We start from the raw sequence: 16338 nt of genomic DNA on the forward strand, positions 1-16338 counted from the left end.
TTCCCGGTCACCGCGTTAGATGCCGGTAGTCGGCCCGTGCGAATCCCGCACGGGCCGACTGCCCGTCACTCGTAGACGCGCAGGGTGCCGGGGTTCCACAGGCCGGAGCGGGTGACCACCGTGGTCTCCGGTTCGGCGGCTGTCGCGTTCGGGTAGAACGGCGTGTACCGCTCCAGCGAACCCCAGTCCCGGGCCCAATCGTCCTTCAGATACGTCGGCACCTGCTCGGGGCGGGCCAGGACCTCGGTGAAGCCGAGGGGACCACCGAACTCGGCGGCCTGCCACGTGTCGGTCGACGACACCGCCAGCGGACGATCCGGCAGGATCCGGTAATTGGGCATCTCGGCGATGCCGTAGCGGTGGTCGAACGGACGTTGGCACGGGAACTGCAGTCCCACGGCCCAGTCCAGCAGCACCGGCTGTTCGGACCCGACGACGGAGTTGAGGGTTTCGAGCGTCGGCACGCGCGGCGGCGTGAACGCCAGCCACTGGTCACCGGTGAGGTTCGGGTCGTTCGCGACGATCCGCACCACGTTCGTGTCCGCGGGCAGGTCGTCCAGCGGCACCCGCAGGTTCCGCCACGTCGGTGCCGGACCGATGTCGCGGGGCAGGTAGCTGCCCTGCACCTCGACCGTTCCGTCCGGCTGCAGGATTCCGTACTCGACGAGCAGCGACTGCCCGTACGTGGTGGCGCCGGTGTCGTCGACGGACCAGATGCGGCCCGCCGCGGAGATCACGATGAGCGGCGCGTCGTCGCTGCGTTCGGGCAGCTGGTACCAGCTCGACGTGAGCATCGCCGGTTCCTGGATGCCCGTCTGGTAGCTGCCGAGCACCGGGGTGACCGCCGGGTCCAGACCGAACGGCAGCTTCGCGGTGCTGCCGTTGACGGTGCGGGCACCGGATCCACCGGTCGTGCCGCCACCGGCGCCGGTCTCGAAGGTCGGCCCGATGCTCTGATTGTCGGTGTTGCCCTGACCCGGTTTGACCTCGACGTAGTCGGCGGTCAGGTCGGACGGAACCCCATCGGGGCTGAAGCCGCGTGGTCCGCCACCGGCCAGCGCGTCACCGTCCTGCGGCGGGTTGGCCGGGTCGATGACCGGGTCGAGCCTGCCCTCGTTGGGATCGACCTCGACGAGCACGTCGTTCGCGAGCCCGCACGTCTGCCCGGCGAGCGCCCCGATGTTGGACCGCGCCAGCGAGTACGCCGGATACTGCGACACCGCGCCCTTGACCAGTGACAGCACCTCGAACAGCACCATCGCACCGGCGACGACGGTCAGCGGTGCCGCGGCGAACGCGCGGATGCGCCGCCCCTTCGGCGACGTCGGTTTCTCCGGTGGCGGCGCGTAGCCCTCGCGCAGGTACTGCCAGGCGACCAGCGCGAGGGACAGCGCGAACAGCACCAGGAACAGCGAGCTGGACTGGTTGCCGCTGAGCGAGACCGTCTTGTCGAACCACGGGATGCCGTAGCTCGACACATACCACCAGCCGTTGATGCCCGCGAACGACACGGCCAGCACGAACAGCAGGCCGGCCAGGAAGATCGTGCGGTTGCGCCGCGACCGCAGCGCGCTGGCGGACACGACCACCGCGGTCAATGCGCCGAGCGACCCGGCGATGCCCGCGTACGCCCCGAAGTGGTGGGTCCACTTCGTGGGGTTGAACATCATGAAGAAGATCGTGCCGAAGACGATGCCGAGCAGCCGCCACGACGGGCTCACCGCGACCCCGGGGATGCGACGGCGCCGCAGCAGCACCAGCAGGCAGGTGAACAGGCACAGCAGCATCACGAGGAACGCGAAGCGGCGCGACAGCGACCCGTCCACGGTCTGCACCATCAGGTAGTAGTAGCGGAGGAAGTCGTTCCACCACTCCTCGTTGGGACCGACGATGGTGCGCACGCGGGTCGCCTCGAGAACCGATGCGAGGGTCTGGTCCGAGAACACGACGACCAGCACCAAGGTGCCGGCGGCGGCGATCGGTGCCAGCAGCGGCAGGGTCCCGACCTGGCGGTGGCGGCGCACGACGATGCGCGTCATGGGCCGGATGCCGGCGAGCAGCGCGGCCACACACATCAGACCGGTGGGGGCGGCGGCGAGCGTGAACGCGCCGATCAGCACTGCCGTCGCGGCGGGCAGCAGACGCCCGGTGGCGATGGCCCGTTCGATGGAGCACCAGGTCAGCAGGGCGCCGAGCGCGACGATCGGCTCGGGCCGCAGGCCGTTGTTGTAGGGCAGCCAGAACGCGAGGAACACCAGGCCGCCGGTCCACAGGGCGATCCGGTTGGTGCGCACCGCGCGACCGAGGCGCGGCACGACCTCGCGGCTGATGACCATCCAGCAGAGGATGCCGGCGATCAGCGCGGGCAGGCGCATCCACGGGCTGGCGGTGGAGATCTTCGCGAACACCGCGAGCACGTCGTAGTACCAGCCGAACGGCGCTTCGGGGACCCCGAACCAGCGGAAGTAGTTGGCCATGTAGCCGGAGTGCTCGGACGCCCGGGCCATCGTGAGCAGGTAGCCGTCGTCGGAGGTGTTCGCCCCGAAGAAATGCCAGCCGATCAGTGTCGTGACGACCACGATGTCGACGCCGGTGAACTTCCACCACCGGGCGGGCAGGAACCGGCGGTGTCCACGACCGTCCGTGCCGTCGAGCTTGGCGAGCGCGCCCAGGGCCAGCGCCGTGAACAGCGCCGCCAGGATCATCGCGAGCAGCTTCACGACCGTCGGCGACGACGAGAACCGCGAGTCGACGTCGACGGTGACGTTCAACCCCGGCACGTCGGTGCGCAGGTCGCTGAACACACCGACGACGAGCGGACGCAGGTCACCGGTCAGTTCGCCGGCGCGGGGGTTGCCGCCCTCGTCGCTGAGGCCGACGAACTCGGCGGTGGTGCGATCGACGTCGGAGAAGATGGTGATCTCGCTGCAGGCGCTCGACTCGACCTCGCTGCGCGGTGCGGTCGCGACCACGACGTTGCGGTCGAGCACGTCGACGTTCTCGCCGCCGACCCGCACGAACATCGCGTTGAGTGCGGCGCTCTCACCGTCTGCCGGGGCGGTCGACAGCAGCATGCCGCCGCTGTCGGGCAGTTCCGCGACGGTCGTGCACGGCACGGTCGCGGACAGCCGCAGCGGCACCTGCGACATCAGCGGTGCGGTGACCGCTCCGGTCGAGCCGTTCTGCGGCCACGTCACGGTCGCTTCGGTGACGCGCACCGGCAGGAACGGGGTGGCGACCGCGAGCAGCACACCCAGCAGACCTGCGACGACGGCGACGAGGCGCGTGGTGCGGTACTGCGCGCGCAGGTCGGTCGCGACCGGCGGCCGCGCGGCGACTGGAGATGCGGTGGTCGTGGTCACGTCGTCGGGCACGATTGTCGATGTTATCCGCAGGTGACCTGTGACGACACGCCCCCTACCCGCCCGTAACCCGGGTCACTCGATCAGATTCGGAACACCGTCGCGAATCGGACCGGGTGACCACAGCCCGGACCGGGTGACGTCCACCACCTGGATGTCCGCGGTCGTCGCGGTCGGATCGATCGGGGTGTACCGCTCGAGCGAACCCCAGTCGCGATCCCAGTCGTGGTTCAGGTAGGTGGGCATCGACTGCGCGTTCAGCAGCAGCGGGATCCACCCGAGCGGGCCACCGCCGATATGGTCCTGCCAGCCGTTGGTGGCGTCCGCACCGACCCGGTCCGGGAGGATCCGGAAATCGGGGACCTCGGCGACCCCGTAGCGGTGGTCGAACGGACGCTGACACGGGAACGCCAGACCCACGGACCAGTCCAGCAGCACCGGCGCCTGATCGCCGACCACCGTGTTCAGCGTCTCCAGCCGCGGCATCCGCGGCGGCGTCACCGCGACCCACTGGTCGGGCGCGAGGTCCCCGTCGGTGACGACCAGACGCACCGCGTCCGCGTCGGCCGGGATCTGCTCGCGCGGCACGCGCAGGTTCCGCCACGACGGGGCCGGACCGATGTCGACGGGCGCGACCGCGCCGACCGGTTCGACACCGCTGCCACCGGTACGGCCGAACTCGAGCCGGACGTCCTGGCCGGGGCTGATGACCCCGTCCGGGTCGACGTACTTCACGCGCCCGGCGGCGGTGACGACGAGCAGCGGCGTCGCGTCGGTGCGTTCGGGCAGCGCGTACCAGCCGGATTCGAGTTCCGCGCTCTGCTGCACGCCCGCGCGGTAGCTGCCCAGGACCGGGGTGGTCGCCGGGTCCAGCCCGAACGGCAACGCCACCGTGCTGCCGTTGACACCGGTCTCACCTCGACCGCCGCCGGTGCCGGCGCCGGTCGAGGTGGTGGTGCCGCCCTCGTCTGGGTCGATGGTGTTCGCGCCACCGCTGGTGGTGGTTTCCTCGTCCGCGGTCAGGTCCAGTGCCACCCCGTTGGGGGTGAAGCCGTCGTCGCGGCCCGCGCCGAGCGCGTCGGCGACGGACCCGTCCAGCGGGACCAGGGCTGTCGCGTTCGGGTCGGTTTCGACGAGCACCTCGTCGGCGAGACCGCAACCGTCGGTCAGCGACGCGATGTTGGACCGGGCGATCGAGTAGGCCGGTCCCTGCGCGACCACGCCCTTGAGCAGCGACAGCACCTCGAACAGCACGACGCACGCGGCGACCACGGTCAGCGGCGCGGATGCCAGGGTCCGTAGCCGCCCGTTGCGGTCGGGCTTCGGGGCGGTGAACGGTTCACGCAGGTGGAACCACGCGGCGAACGCGAGCGCGACAGCGGTCAGTGCGAGCAGCGCCGTGGAGAATGCGTGGCCGGAGATCGACGGCGGTTTGTCCCACCACGGGATGCCGTAACTCGAGACGTACCACCAGCCGTTGGAGCCGGTGAATGCCATCGCCAGCACGAACAGCACCCCGGCGGTGAACAAGGCCCGGTTGCGGGGGGAGCGGATCCCGGCAGCGCCGACCCCGACCGCGGCGAGCGCCGCGACCGATCCGGCCAGGCCCGCGTACACCCCGAAGTGGTGGGTCCACTTGGTGGGTGTGGCCATCATCAGCAGCAGCGACGCGAACACGATGCCGAGGATCCGGCGCGACGGACCGATCGCGGTGCCCGGGATGCGGCCCTTGCGCAGGATCAGCATCACGCACACGACCAGGCACAACAGCATCACGAACACGCCGAAGCGCCGGGCCAGCGACCCGTCCGGCGACACGGTGAGCAGCGCGTCCCAGCGCAGCCGTTCGTCGAACCACGGCACGTTCGGGCCGACCGCGGACCGCACCCGGGTCGCCTCGAGCACCGATGCGAGGGTCTGGTCGGCGAATACCGCGACCATCACCACCGTTCCGGACGCGAGGAGCGGGGCGAGCGGCGCGAACCAGCCCACCAGGTTCCGCCGCGCCACCAGCACCTTCACGAGCGGGCGGGCGCCGGCGATCAGCGCCGCGACCGCGATGAGGCCGGTCGGGCCGGCGGCGAGCGAGAACGAGGCGATGAGTATCGCGATCGCGGCGGGCAGCATGCGCCCGGTCGCGATCGCCCGTTCGATGGAGCACCAGGTCAGCAGGGCGCCGAGCGCGATGATCGGTTCGGGACGCAGACCGTTGTCGTAGGGCAGCCAGAAGGCGAGGAACACCAGCCCAGCCGTCCACAGGGCGATCCGGTTGCGGCGCACCGCGACGCCGAGCCGCGGAATCACCTCGCGGCTGATCACCATCCAGCAGGCGATGGCGGCGATCAGCGCCGGCAGCCGCATCCACATGCTCGCCGTCGACACCTTCGTCATCAGCACGAGCACGTCGTAGAACCAGCCGAACGGGGCTTCCGGCACCCCGAACCAGCGGTAGTAGTTGGCCATGTAGCCGGCGTTCCCGGAGACCCGGGCCATGTTGAGGATGTAGCCGTCGTCGGAGGTGTTGGCGCCGATGACGTGCCAGACCAGCAGGGTGCCCAGGACAACACCGTCCACGACCGTCACCCGCCACCAGCGGGCGGGGAGCACCCGGCGGGCACGGCGACGATCCACCCCGTCGATCCGGTGCAGCGCCACCAGCGAGAGCAGCGTCGACAGGACACACACGATCATCGCGACGAGCTTGACCGTCGTCGGTGTGGAGGTGAATCGCGAATCGAGTTCGGCGCGCACCGACAACCGCTCCGCATCCGGCCCGCTCGTCAGGTCCTGCGAGGTGCCCTGCAGGTCGGAGAAGATCCCGACCATCTGGGGCCGCACATCGCCCTCGACGGTCGCGACGGGCTGGTCGTCGCCGGGGCCGACGATCTCCGCGGCGGTGCGCTCTGCGTTGGAGGCGACGGTCACCGCCGTGCACGGCTGATCCGTCGGTGCCGATACGAGCACCGAATTGCGCAGGACCGCTTCGATGCTGCCGGGTGCGCCGTCCCGGCCCGGCACCGACCGGATGACCAACGCGTTCTCGGTGGCGTCGGGCGCAGCGGTCGGGACGGTCGAGACGAGGGTGCCGCCGTCGTCGCCGAGCAGGCCCACCGCCGAACACGGGACGCTGACGCGCAGTTCGAGCGGTGAATACGTGATGAGGGGAACCTCGAGATTGGCGAGGCTGTCGTTCTGCGGCCAGTTCACACTCGCCGATTCCTGCTTCACCGGCAGAAAGGGCAACGACAGGGCGAGGAGAAACCCGAGCAACCCGGTGACGATCGCGACCAGGCGTGCCGTGCGCACGGTCACGGCAGAGGAAGCGGTCGTTTCGGGCGAACGGGAATCGGCGGGCACAAGGCTCGATGCTAGGCGAGGATGCGCCCGCGGGGGACCGGCCCTGTCCGGCGGAGACCGGCGTCCGGTATCGCGCTTGGGCCGCGAGACGTCGGACTAGCATCGTCCGGTATGGCCCGCGCGACCGATCCCGTCGACGCATCGCACGCCGGAGGCGTGGTCGGGCCGCCGCACGCCGGAGATCTGATCGCGGCGCTGCACGCCGCAGGCGTGACCGAGGTGCGGGGCGACACCACCACCCGGGCCCTCTACTCGTCCGACGCATCCCTGTACCGGGTTCCGCCGCTCGCGGTCGTCCGGCCCCGCGCCGCCGACGAGGTCGCCGCGGTGCTGGCGGTGTGCCGCGAACAGGGGGTTCCGCTGACCGCGCGCGGCGGCGGCACATCCGTTGCGGGCAACGCTGTCGGGCCCGGCGTGGTGATGGACTTCTCCCGGCACCTGAATCGGGTGCTCGAGGTGGACCCGGCGACGCGCACCGCGCGGGTCGAGCCGGGGGTGGTGCAGGCGCAGCTGCAGCGCGCGGCAGCGCCGCACGGACTCCGGTTCGGTCCCGACCCATCCACCCACAACCGCTGCACGATCGGCGGAATGATCGGCAACAATGCGTGCGGCGCGCGCACTCTCGGCTACGGCCGCACCGTCGACAACGTCGTCGGCCTCGAGCTGATCGCCGGGACCGGGGACGCGCTGTCGCTGCCGGGTTCGGGATCACTGCTCGAGCAGTTGCGCACGGTCGCGGGCGGTCACCTTGCGACGATCCGCACCGAGTTCGGCCGGTTCGGCCGGCAGGCGTCCGGGTACGCGCTCGAACATCTGGCGCCGGAGAACGGATTCGACGCGCGCCGCATGATCGTGGGCAGCGAGGGCACGCTCGGGGTGATCACCGAGGCGACCGTGCGATTGGTCGTCGACCCGCTCGTGCGGATTCTGGTGGTGCTCGGCTACCCGGACATCGCTGCTGCCGGGGACGCCGCGCACGGTCTGCTCGCGTTCGGCCCGACCGCGTGTGAAGGCCTCGACTCGCGGATCGTGGACGTGGTGCGCACCCGGCGCGGTCCCGGTGCGGTGCCGCCGCTGCCGCGGGGCGCGGCGTGGCTGTTCGTCGAGTTGTCCGGCGACGAGGTCGGGGAGGTCCGCGACCGCGCCTCGGCGCTGGAACATGCTGCGGGAGCGGTTGATTCACTGATGGTGGAGGATCCGGTGCGTGCTGCCGCGCTGTGGCGGATCCGGGAGGACGGCGCGGGACTGTCGGGGCGTAGCCCGGCCGGTCTGCCCGCGCATGCCGGATGGGAGGACGCGGCGGTTCCGCCGGAGCGGGTCGGCGCGTATCTACGCGAACTCGAGTTGCTGCTCGGGGGGTACGGGATCACCGGGTATCCGTACGGGCATTTCGCCGACGGCTGCCTGCACATCCGGCTCGACATACCGCTCGAGGTCCCTGGATTGCTGCGTGAGTTCCTTTTCGCGGCAGGGCAACTCGTCGCATCCTACGGCGGATCGATGTCGGGGGAGCACGGCGACGGACGTGCCCGCAGCGAATTGCTGCCGTTGATGTACTCGCCGGCGGCACTCCGGTTGTTCGGTGGTGTGAAGGCGGTGTTCGATCCCGACAACATCCTCAATCCGGGGGTTCTCGTCGACCCGGCGCCTGTCGACCGTGACTTGAGAGTGCCTGCTGCGCAGATCATCCGGAAGAATCTGGCGTTCCGGTACGAGAACGACGACGGCGATTTCACCCGTGCCGTGCACCGCTGCACCGGTGTCGGCAAGTGTCGCGCCGACACGACCGCAGCAGGCGGCGTCATGTGCCCGTCCTATCTGGCGACGCGCGAGGAGAAGGACTCGACCCGCGGGCGGGCGCGAGTGCTGCAGGAGATGCTCAACGGTGGTCTGGTCACCGATTCGTGGGGCTCCCGTGAGGTGCAGGAGGCGCTGGAGCTGTGCCTGTCCTGCAAGGGCTGTGCGTCCGACTGCCCCACCGGTGTCGACATGGCGACGTGGAAATCGGAAGTGCTGTACCAGCGGTACCGGCACCGTCCGCGTCCGGCCGGGCACTACACGCTGGGCCGGTTGCCGCGCTGGGCGGCGTGGGCGAGCCGCGCCCCACGCCTGGTCAACGCCGTCGCGCGGACGCCGGGTGTCGCCGCGGCGGGGATGACGGTCGCCGGCGTGGACCGACGTCGTAGCGTCCCGCGGTTCGCGACGCGCACGTTCCGGCGCTGGTTCGCCGACAGCGGAGCGCAGCGGTCGCAGGTCGGCGACCCGGTGCTGCTGTTCGTCGACACCTTCACCGACTACTTCACGCCCGAGGTCGGGATCGCCGCCGTGCAGGTGCTCGAGGCAGCCGGATTCCGGGTGCGCGTCACCGACCGGCAGCAGTGCTGCGGTCTGACCTGGATCACCACCGGGCAGCTCGATGCGGCACGAAAAATTCTGGGCCGCACCGTCTCCGAGCTCTTCCGCGCCGGAATCCCGATCGTCGGGCTCGAGCCGTCGTGCACCGCCGTGCTGCGATCCGACACCGTGGATCTGCTCGGATCGCAACCGGCGCGGGTCGTCGCGCAGTCGACGGTGACGCTTGCCGAACTGCTCGCCGACCGGTCACTGCCGTCGCTGGCCGGCACCACCGTCGTTGCGCAGCCGCACTGCCACCACCATGCGGTGATGGGCTGGGACGCCGACGCGGACCTTCTGCGGCACGCCGGCGCCGCCGTCACCCGCCTCGGTGGATGCTGTGGCCTCGCCGGGAACTTCGGTGTCGAACGCGGCCACTACGAGGTGTCCGTCGCGGTCGCGGAGCATCAGCTTCTTCCCGCGGTCGAGGCGGCGGCCGACGATCACATCGTCCTCGCCGACGGCTACTCGTGCCGTACCCAGCTCGCCGATCTCACCGACCGTCGCGGGCTGCATCTGGCCGAACTCCTCGCCTCCCGCCTTCCCCCCGGGTGACGGGAGCCATCATCGAGTGGTGCGCTGCGCGGCGGGAGGTAGGGCGGTCACCGGCGCGACGGGCCAGCCGGCGGGATCGGGTCCGAGTCGACGGAGTTGTCGTACCTGCTCGCGGCACCATGGCGACACGCTGCGGTACCCGCTCGCGACGTTCTCCGCGAAGGTTGCCCAGTCGATCCATTCGACGTCGTCCACTTCCTCCGGATTCGGGACGGGCTGCGGTCCGTCGTCGAGCACCCGGAAGACGGGACAGATTTCGTTCTCGGTGATGCCGCTGTCCATCACTGCGTGATAGCGGAAGTCGGGCAGGACGAGCCCCACATCGGACGAATCGATTCCGAGTTCGTGATGCAGCCGCCGCCGGACCGCTTCGTGCAGCGGCTCGTCCGGGGCCGGATGTCCGCAGCAACTGTTCGTCCAGACGCCCGGCCACGTGGGTTTCTCCCGAGCGCGACGCGTGACCAGGAGCCTCCCGCGGCCGTCGAAGACGTACGCCGAGAACGCCAGGTGCAGTGGTGTCGCGGTGGTGTGGACAGTCGCTTTCGGCTCGGTGCCGACGGCGCGGCCGGCCTCGTCGACAAGCACGACATGTTCCATGTGAGTCCTTACTTTGTGTCCGATCGGTGGGTGTCCGGGTCTCACGCCGCACGGGATTGCCGTGAACCGGCCCGATGCGACTGCACCGATGCCCATCCGGCGACTACGAGCTGAGGTATCGCGACCGCGAGTCGGCGCCGTCGGGAAACGACGGCTCGCTCGTCGAGCACGCGGTAGCCGCTTTCCTCCACTTCCCGCAAGATGTCGGCATACAGCACGAACGCGGTGCGGATCGCGGGGCGGGCGACCGGGTCGAGCATGGCGATGCCCGGTTCGGCCGTGCGGTACACCGCCCGGGTGTGCGCGACGAGGTGGGCGAGTGCCCGCACGAGCCGGGTGTCGGTGCGGCCGGTGCCGCGACAGTACCGGAGAAGATCCTCGTCGACGCCGAACGCTTCGAGTTCATCGATCGGTAGATAGATCCGGTCGCGATCCAGATCCTCTCCCATGTCGCGGATGAAGTTGGTCAGCTGGAATGCCTCGCCCAGCGCGCGTGCCGGGGCGACGGCGTCGTCGAGCGATCCCGTCGTGCCCAGGATGGGGAGCATCTGCAGGCCGATCACGGCAGCAGAGCCGTACATGTACTCCGACAGCTCCGACATCGTCCGGTATCTCGAGCGGAACACGGCCGTTCCGGGTATGTCCATCCGCATCGAATGCAGAAAGGCGTAGTGGTAGTCGTGCGGAATGTCGTATCGCGCGGTGGTATCCGCCAGGGCACGGAGGACGAGGTCGGATTCGCTGTGCCCCGGCGCGCCGCCTTCCAGGGCCGCGCGAACACGAGTCTCGAGCATGTCCAGCGAGTGAGCGGCTGCCCGGTCCGTCGGCGTGACGGAGAGGTCTGCGCCGACGTCGACGACATCGTCGACCATCCGGGCGAATCCGTAGAGCGCATGCACGCCGGCACGTCTGGACGCCGGAAGCAGCCTGGTTGCCAGGAAGTATGTCTTTCCGTGTCGCGCATTCAGTGAGCGACACAAGCGGTAGGCCGAGTGCAGGCCGGGATCGATTCCGTCGAGTTCACCCACGGCGCAACCCCATTCGGAGCGCATCCGGGCGCGGCGTTCCGGCACCCGCCTGCGCGGCGCTGATGCGTTCGGCGGCGAGCCGCCCGGAGATCAGGACGGTCGGGACACCGACCCCCGGGGTGGTACCCGATCCTGCGAGGACGACATTGCCGAGTCCCGAGACCATGTTCTTGCGACGGAACGGGCCGGTCTGGCGGAACACGTGGGCCGAGGAGAACGGACTGCCCGCGAGCATGCCCTTGTCGAGCCAGGTCTGCGGGGTGTCGAGATGGTCGACAGCCATCGACGCCCGCAGATTCCGATAACCCCGCCGCTCGAGGTCGTCCTGAAGTTCGTGCATGTACGGCACCCCCAACCGGTCCCAGTTCAGCGCAGCGCTGTCCAGGTTGGGGCAGGGCGCCAGCACGGAGACCGGCTCGCTGCGGATGCCGTTACGGACGACGTGCAGAGCCGGATCGGTGACGGCCGGTCGCGTGATCAGCAGGGACGGGTCGTACATCAACCTTCCCTGCCCGCGGGGGGCCGTGATCCGCGCGAACGTCTCGGACCACTGCCCGCCGAAGTCGATGGTGTGGTGGGCGCGCGCCGGCCACGTCGTCGTCACCTCGGTGGGTACCGTGCCGTGGAAGACCACGGCCGACGGCGACGCCACGGCGTAGCCACGCGTTCGTCCCCGCGTGGTGACGCCCGCGTTGTCGAGCAGCCGATCCACCACAGGCAGATCTGCCGTCAGAACCATTGCATCGCAAGGGAAGTGGCGTCCATCTGCAGTCCGAACGCCGGTGGCGCGGTCGCTGTCTACGTCCACTGCAGTCACGTTCGCGCCGGTGTGCACGGTCCCGCCGTGCCGGGTCAGGGCATCTGCCATGGCTCGGGCGATGGTGGACATGCCACCTTCCGGGAAGTAGACCCCCAGCGAGGTATCCATGTGGGCGATGGCTCCGTACACGCCCAGTGCTTTCGACGGCGCCATTCCCGCGTACAACGCCTGGAACGTGAAGATCCGCCGCAGCCGGTCGTCCTGGACGAAGGACCCGACCTGCGGGCCGAGCCGCCCGAACCCGCCCAGGCGAGCGAGTCGCACCGTGTCGCGCAGCGCCGCGCGCGTCGACACGAGGTCGAGTGGAGAATCGAAGTTGGACGCGATGTAGCGGTCGAACTCGGTGTCGAAGATCGACGCCAGCCAGTGTCGAAGCCGACGGTAACCGGCGGCTTCACCCGGACCGCACACCCGCTCGATCTCGGCGCTCATCGCGACGGGATCGGAGAACACATCGAGGGAACTGCCATCGGCGAAGCGGGCGTGGTAGCTCGGCGCGAGCTTGGTCAGCGTGATCCGGGGGAAGGTGGACTCGAACGACTCGCCGACCGCTGCGAGGGCGTCGGCGATGAGCGAGGGCATTGTCAGCACACTCGCACCGTTGTCGATGTCGTACAGCCGACGACCCGAACTGTCGAGCACCTCGTACGTGCCGACGCGACCACCGATCGTCCCTTCCCGTTCGAGGACGGTGACCTGCTTGCCGGCGCCCGCGAGATGAAGTGCTGCGGACAGTCCGGCGAGACCCGCACCCACCACGACAACCGACTGGGTCCGCCCGTGCACCGTCTTCATACGGCACCGTCCAGGATCGACATGGGGGTTCTCCTCTTTCGCTTCTGCACTCGGCGGGACGGGGTCGTATTTGTCGAACGTTGCAGTGGTCTGTCCTTCCACGAGAGGGTGTTTCGAGCTCGACGGATGTGGGAGTCGACGACGAGTCCGGCGAAGACGACGGTGGCGAGCGGATGCACGCCTGCACTCGCAACGTGTCGCACCATGCTGTCGATCGTCGTCCGTCCTGCGGCACCGTCGTTGCCGCCCGCTGTCTCGAACGGCGCTGTTTCGGAGATCGCCGAACCCAGTCGCGCGATCACGCCCGCGAGGTACCCGAGGGTTCCCACACGACGCACGCGACCCGATCCCAGAACCGCCACGACGGCGGGCAGCAGGTAGGTCACGGCTGCCAGGGTGAAAACGGCTGAGGACCCGGCGCACCCACCGAACGCGGACCACAACCATCGCGTGTAGCCCATCCGCAGATCGGTCCAGTTCCGGTACATCCTGCACCCGACGAATCCGGCACCGGACACCAGGACGGTGCGCTCACCGTGGCGACGCAGAACTCGCGCGATGGCAAGGTCCTCGGTAACGCTGGATGCGACCGGCTCGTGGCCGCCGATCCGGCGGTACGCGGCGGCGTCGAACATCAGGAACTGGCCGCACGCCACAGCCAAGGATTGCCGCAGTGACCGATTCGCCGCAGCGACGACCGTCGTCGACATCCACGAGAAGCTCAGCAGCGGTTGGAGCAGTCGCTCCGCGATGCTGTCTGCGTACTGTTCGGGCCACGGACGTACGAGGGCTGCGTCGCGGCGCCGCAGTTCGGCCACTGTCGCTGTGATGGCGTCGGGTGACAGCCGGACATCGGCGTCGACGAAAGCGATCACGTCGGCAGGCGGACCACCGGCGAAAGCCAGGTCGGCAAGGCGCCGGCAAGCTGCTGCCTTTCCGGTCCAGCCCGGCGGTGGCGGGAGGGTGTTCGACTCCACGACGATCCGCGAGTCTTCGCCGGCGGCGCGGTGCGCGGCATCCAGTGTCCCATCGCGGGACTCGTCGTCGAGGACGACTACCCGAAGCTCACCCGGGTACGTCTGAGCGCGAAGGTCACCGATGAGCAGTGGCAGAGTGGTCTCCTCGTCCCGCGCCGGGACGCACACCACGACCCGTTCGCTCGTCTCCACGGCGCCCGGCCGCCGCAGCCGGGGCATCGACAACGCGTTGCCGATCGACAGTGTCGCCGACAACGCCGCCAGAACCGCGCCGCTCGCGGTCAGCCGTTCCACGACGGGCATCCGCCGGGTCACAGCGACCGGTCCCGACGTCGTGTTGTGACCCGGCGCGGTCCGCGTCGCCGGATCAGCGTCCACAGCAACGGGATCCCGACGATTCCCATGACACAGAATCCGTAGACCGCCGAATAGCGCAGTTCAGGGCCGTCCAGGACCAGTGCATGCGCGAACGCGGATCCGAGCCACGTCCACAGGAACAAGACCAGTGGCGCGGTGTCCGGCACCCGCGGCGCGGTGTCCCGACCCGCGTCGACGCGCCTGCCGATGACCTCGACGACGATCGCCATCAGCAGAGCGGTGCCGAACCAGCCGAGATAGTTGGTGAACGGGATCGACGGTATGCCCGGCAGACCGGACGCACCGGAGGTCCACGTCCACTGCCCGTCGGTCACCATCTGGGTGTCCAGGTACAGATCCCAGCCGACCATCCCCGTGGCCGTGATCACCGTCCGCTGGATCGGCAGTCGGGTCGCAGGTATACGGCTGCGCTCGAGCACGTACGTCACCGCACACCAGATCGGGTAGAAGCCGGCCATCCACGCGAGCGGAACTACAACGGGGACCCCACCGATATCCCACCCGAGGCGATCGCCGGTGTAGAAGTAGCCACCGAAGGGAAGCTCTGTCGCCGTCCCTACCGTCTCGGCAACCAGACCCAACCCCGCGGTCGCGGCGAGCAGCACGAACGCCCAGACCGGTCCCCTGGACACACTTGCATGCACGAGGGCAGCGGCAGCCGACAGCGCAACGACTGCGATGGTGAACGTGTCGCGCGAGCCGCCGTCGACCGTGACGTAGGCGATCTGGGCGGTCAACGCCAACCCGACGAGGATCCACACCGGGAGTACCGCCCGCATCCGCGGCCCACCGGAGGTCGATGGGGCCGGGCGGACGTTCGGCCGGGACAGGACCGGCTCGGACGGCGTCACCTCGGTCGCCGATCACCCGCGGCGCCGCCGCCGGCCTGCGCTTCGGCGCCGTCGCCATAGGCGGGGTGCACCCACTGTTCACTCGAGTGCGCACGACCCGCGAGTCGGTTCGCTTCCATGAAGAGCTGGAGGAATCCGGGAGCGACCGGGACCGAATCCTCACCGGGATGAGAAGGACGGTTCGACACTGCCATTGTGAATGCAGCTCCTCTCTCGACTGGTCCGGCTCGTCCATGGCGACGCAACCATCACCGTGCGAAGAGTGATTCGGAGCGTGGGCGCCGATGGATGGGAGAGAATTTTCGGGCGTGGTCGCCTGCGATCCGGAAGCCCTGTCGGTCGTCGTTGACCGCGTTCATCCGCATGTGCGCGAGCCGCAACACCTCGAAGACTCCGTCGAGCGCGGAGGCAATCCACTCGATCGTGGAGTTCGTCTCTGTTTCCGACACGGTGCCGGTTTCCGCGCCGATCAGGTCCGGCGCAGCAGAACGCGTGCGGCTATCGGCCCCCGAGCACCTACGAGACCTTCGACACCGTGACGTTGCCGTCCGCGGCGCAATCCAGGCTGTTCACCAGAGTCGTCTTCTGTCGGCGCGTTTGCCGGTCGGTCGGGGTCCGAGTTCGTAGGGGATCTGCAGGATTCGGCGGGTTTTGGCGTCGATGTCGCAGTTTCCGGATGCGACGGAGTGAAGGATGCCGTTGTAGACGAGGTCCCAGAGGTCGGGGTTGCCTTGGATCTCGCTGATCTTGAACGAATGGATTTCGTTGCCGTGTGCGTCCCGCAGACGCAGGACGCGGTTGGTTCCGTCAGCAGAGAAGCGGATACGGGTGAGGCGATAGGTGTCGACCCAACTGCTGCGCCATTGCACCCAGGTAGCGCCGCCTGCGGTCCAATGATTCTTGGTGGCACGGAACATTATCCAGGATCCGAACACGAGAAGTACCCAGTACCACCACCAGTGGAGCCATTCGAATCCGCCTGTTCGGACGATCGCGAACACGACAAGTATTCCCGCCATCGCTGCGGCCGCACCGTATTGAAGGCGGACGGTCGGTTGGATCCACTCGAGCATGGGTCCGTGGCCGCTCGGTGGTGAGGGCGGATTGTGGGGTTGACGGTCCTGCGGTGTCTGATCCTTTCCCTGATGGATTCGTGGTGCGCGAGGTGGACGTGGTTCGCCGGTCTTCGGGTCGGGGATCGGGGGTAGCTCGATGCTGGTGCGT

Annotated in this window: 10 protein-coding genes; 1 reads left to right on the top strand and 9 read right to left on the bottom strand. The window is 69.1% G+C overall.

Translation table 11 applies throughout. From position 1 onward, the window contains the following. Positions 1 to 65 precede the first annotated feature (65 nt). Together RZ1_RS03480 and RZ1_RS03485 are read right to left on the bottom strand one after the other, a co-directional pair. A complete protein-coding gene (locus tag RZ1_RS03480) occupies positions 66 to 3374 on the bottom strand; it encodes an arabinosyltransferase domain-containing protein (protein WP_072809264.1) in 3309 nt (1102 codons plus the stop codon). Positions 3375 to 3437: 63 nt separating this feature from the next. Next, positions 3438 to 6719, bottom strand: coding sequence for an arabinosyltransferase domain-containing protein (locus RZ1_RS03485; RefSeq protein ID WP_072809265.1), 3282 nt, complete (start codon positions 6717 to 6719; stop codon positions 3438 to 3440). 111 nt (positions 6720 to 6830) lie between these two features. Here RZ1_RS03485 and RZ1_RS03490 point away from each other — a divergent pair, with 111 nt between their 5' ends. Continuing rightward, positions 6831 to 9668, top strand: coding sequence for an FAD-binding and (Fe-S)-binding domain-containing protein (locus tag RZ1_RS03490; protein ID WP_083583506.1), 2838 nt, complete (start codon positions 6831 to 6833; stop codon positions 9666 to 9668). 9 nt (positions 9669 to 9677) lie between these two features. On the opposite strand, the gene idi is transcribed toward RZ1_RS03490, so the two are convergent. The 7 genes from idi to RZ1_RS03530 form a co-directional block, all read right to left on the bottom strand. Further along, positions 9678 to 10265 (bottom strand): isopentenyl-diphosphate Delta-isomerase, encoded by a 588-nt coding sequence (gene idi / locus RZ1_RS03495; protein WP_072809267.1) that lies wholly within the window; start codon positions 10263 to 10265, stop codon positions 9678 to 9680. Positions 10266 to 10306: 41 nt separating this feature from the next. Further along, a complete protein-coding gene (locus RZ1_RS03500; RefSeq protein ID WP_072809303.1) occupies positions 10307 to 11293 on the bottom strand; it encodes a phytoene/squalene synthase family protein in 987 nt (328 codons plus the stop codon). After that, on the bottom strand, positions 11286 to 12908 hold the full coding sequence (crtI, locus tag RZ1_RS03505) for a phytoene desaturase family protein (protein WP_072809269.1): 1623 nt from the start codon (positions 12906 to 12908) through the stop codon (positions 11286 to 11288). Before crtI ends, RZ1_RS03500 begins: the two co-directional genes overlap by 8 nt. Continuing rightward, positions 12905 to 14188: a glycosyltransferase family 2 protein gene (locus tag RZ1_RS03510; RefSeq protein WP_238071625.1), complete on the bottom strand. Its 1284-nt coding sequence runs from the start codon at positions 14186 to 14188 to the stop codon at positions 12905 to 12907. The genes crtI and RZ1_RS03510 overlap by 4 nt, the downstream gene beginning before the upstream one ends. A gap of 8 nt (positions 14189 to 14196) precedes the next feature. After that, positions 14197 to 15042, bottom strand: a complete 846-nt coding sequence (locus RZ1_RS03515; RefSeq protein WP_072809272.1) for a carotenoid biosynthesis protein — start codon at positions 15040 to 15042, stop codon at positions 14197 to 14199. Positions 15043 to 15110: 68 nt separating this feature from the next. Further along, positions 15111 to 15308, bottom strand: coding sequence for a hypothetical protein (locus RZ1_RS31140; RefSeq protein WP_072809274.1), 198 nt, complete (start codon positions 15306 to 15308; stop codon positions 15111 to 15113). A gap of 375 nt (positions 15309 to 15683) precedes the next feature. Beyond that, a complete protein-coding gene (locus tag RZ1_RS03530) occupies positions 15684 to 16187 on the bottom strand; it encodes a hypothetical protein (protein ID WP_238071626.1) in 504 nt (167 codons plus the stop codon). Positions 16188 to 16338: the final 151 nt, after the last annotated feature.

Source organism: Rhodococcus zopfii NBRC 100606 = JCM 9919, from assembly GCF_001895025.1.
Lineage (GTDB): Bacteria > Actinomycetota > Actinomycetes > Mycobacteriales > Mycobacteriaceae > Rhodococcus > Rhodococcus zopfii.

Coding starts and splice junctions, on each gene's coding strand:
- crtI (WP_072809269.1), bottom strand. CDS start 12,908: ATGAAGACGGTGCACGGGCGGACCCAGTCGGTTGTCGTGGTGGGTGCG.
- RZ1_RS31140 (WP_072809274.1), bottom strand. CDS start 15,308: ATGGCAGTGTCGAACCGTCCTTCTCATCCCGGTGAGGATTCGGTCCCG.
- RZ1_RS03515 (WP_072809272.1), bottom strand. CDS start 15,042: ATGCGGGCGGTACTCCCGGTGTGGATCCTCGTCGGGTTGGCGTTGACC.
- RZ1_RS03510 (WP_238071625.1), bottom strand. CDS start 14,188: ATGCCCGTCGTGGAACGGCTGACCGCGAGCGGCGCGGTTCTGGCGGCG.
- RZ1_RS03490 (WP_083583506.1), top strand. CDS start 6,831: ATGGCCCGCGCGACCGATCCCGTCGACGCATCGCACGCCGGAGGCGTG.
- idi (WP_072809267.1), bottom strand. CDS start 10,265: ATGGAACATGTCGTGCTTGTCGACGAGGCCGGCCGCGCCGTCGGCACC.
- RZ1_RS03530 (WP_238071626.1), bottom strand. CDS start 16,187: ATGCTCGAGTGGATCCAACCGACCGTCCGCCTTCAATACGGTGCGGCC.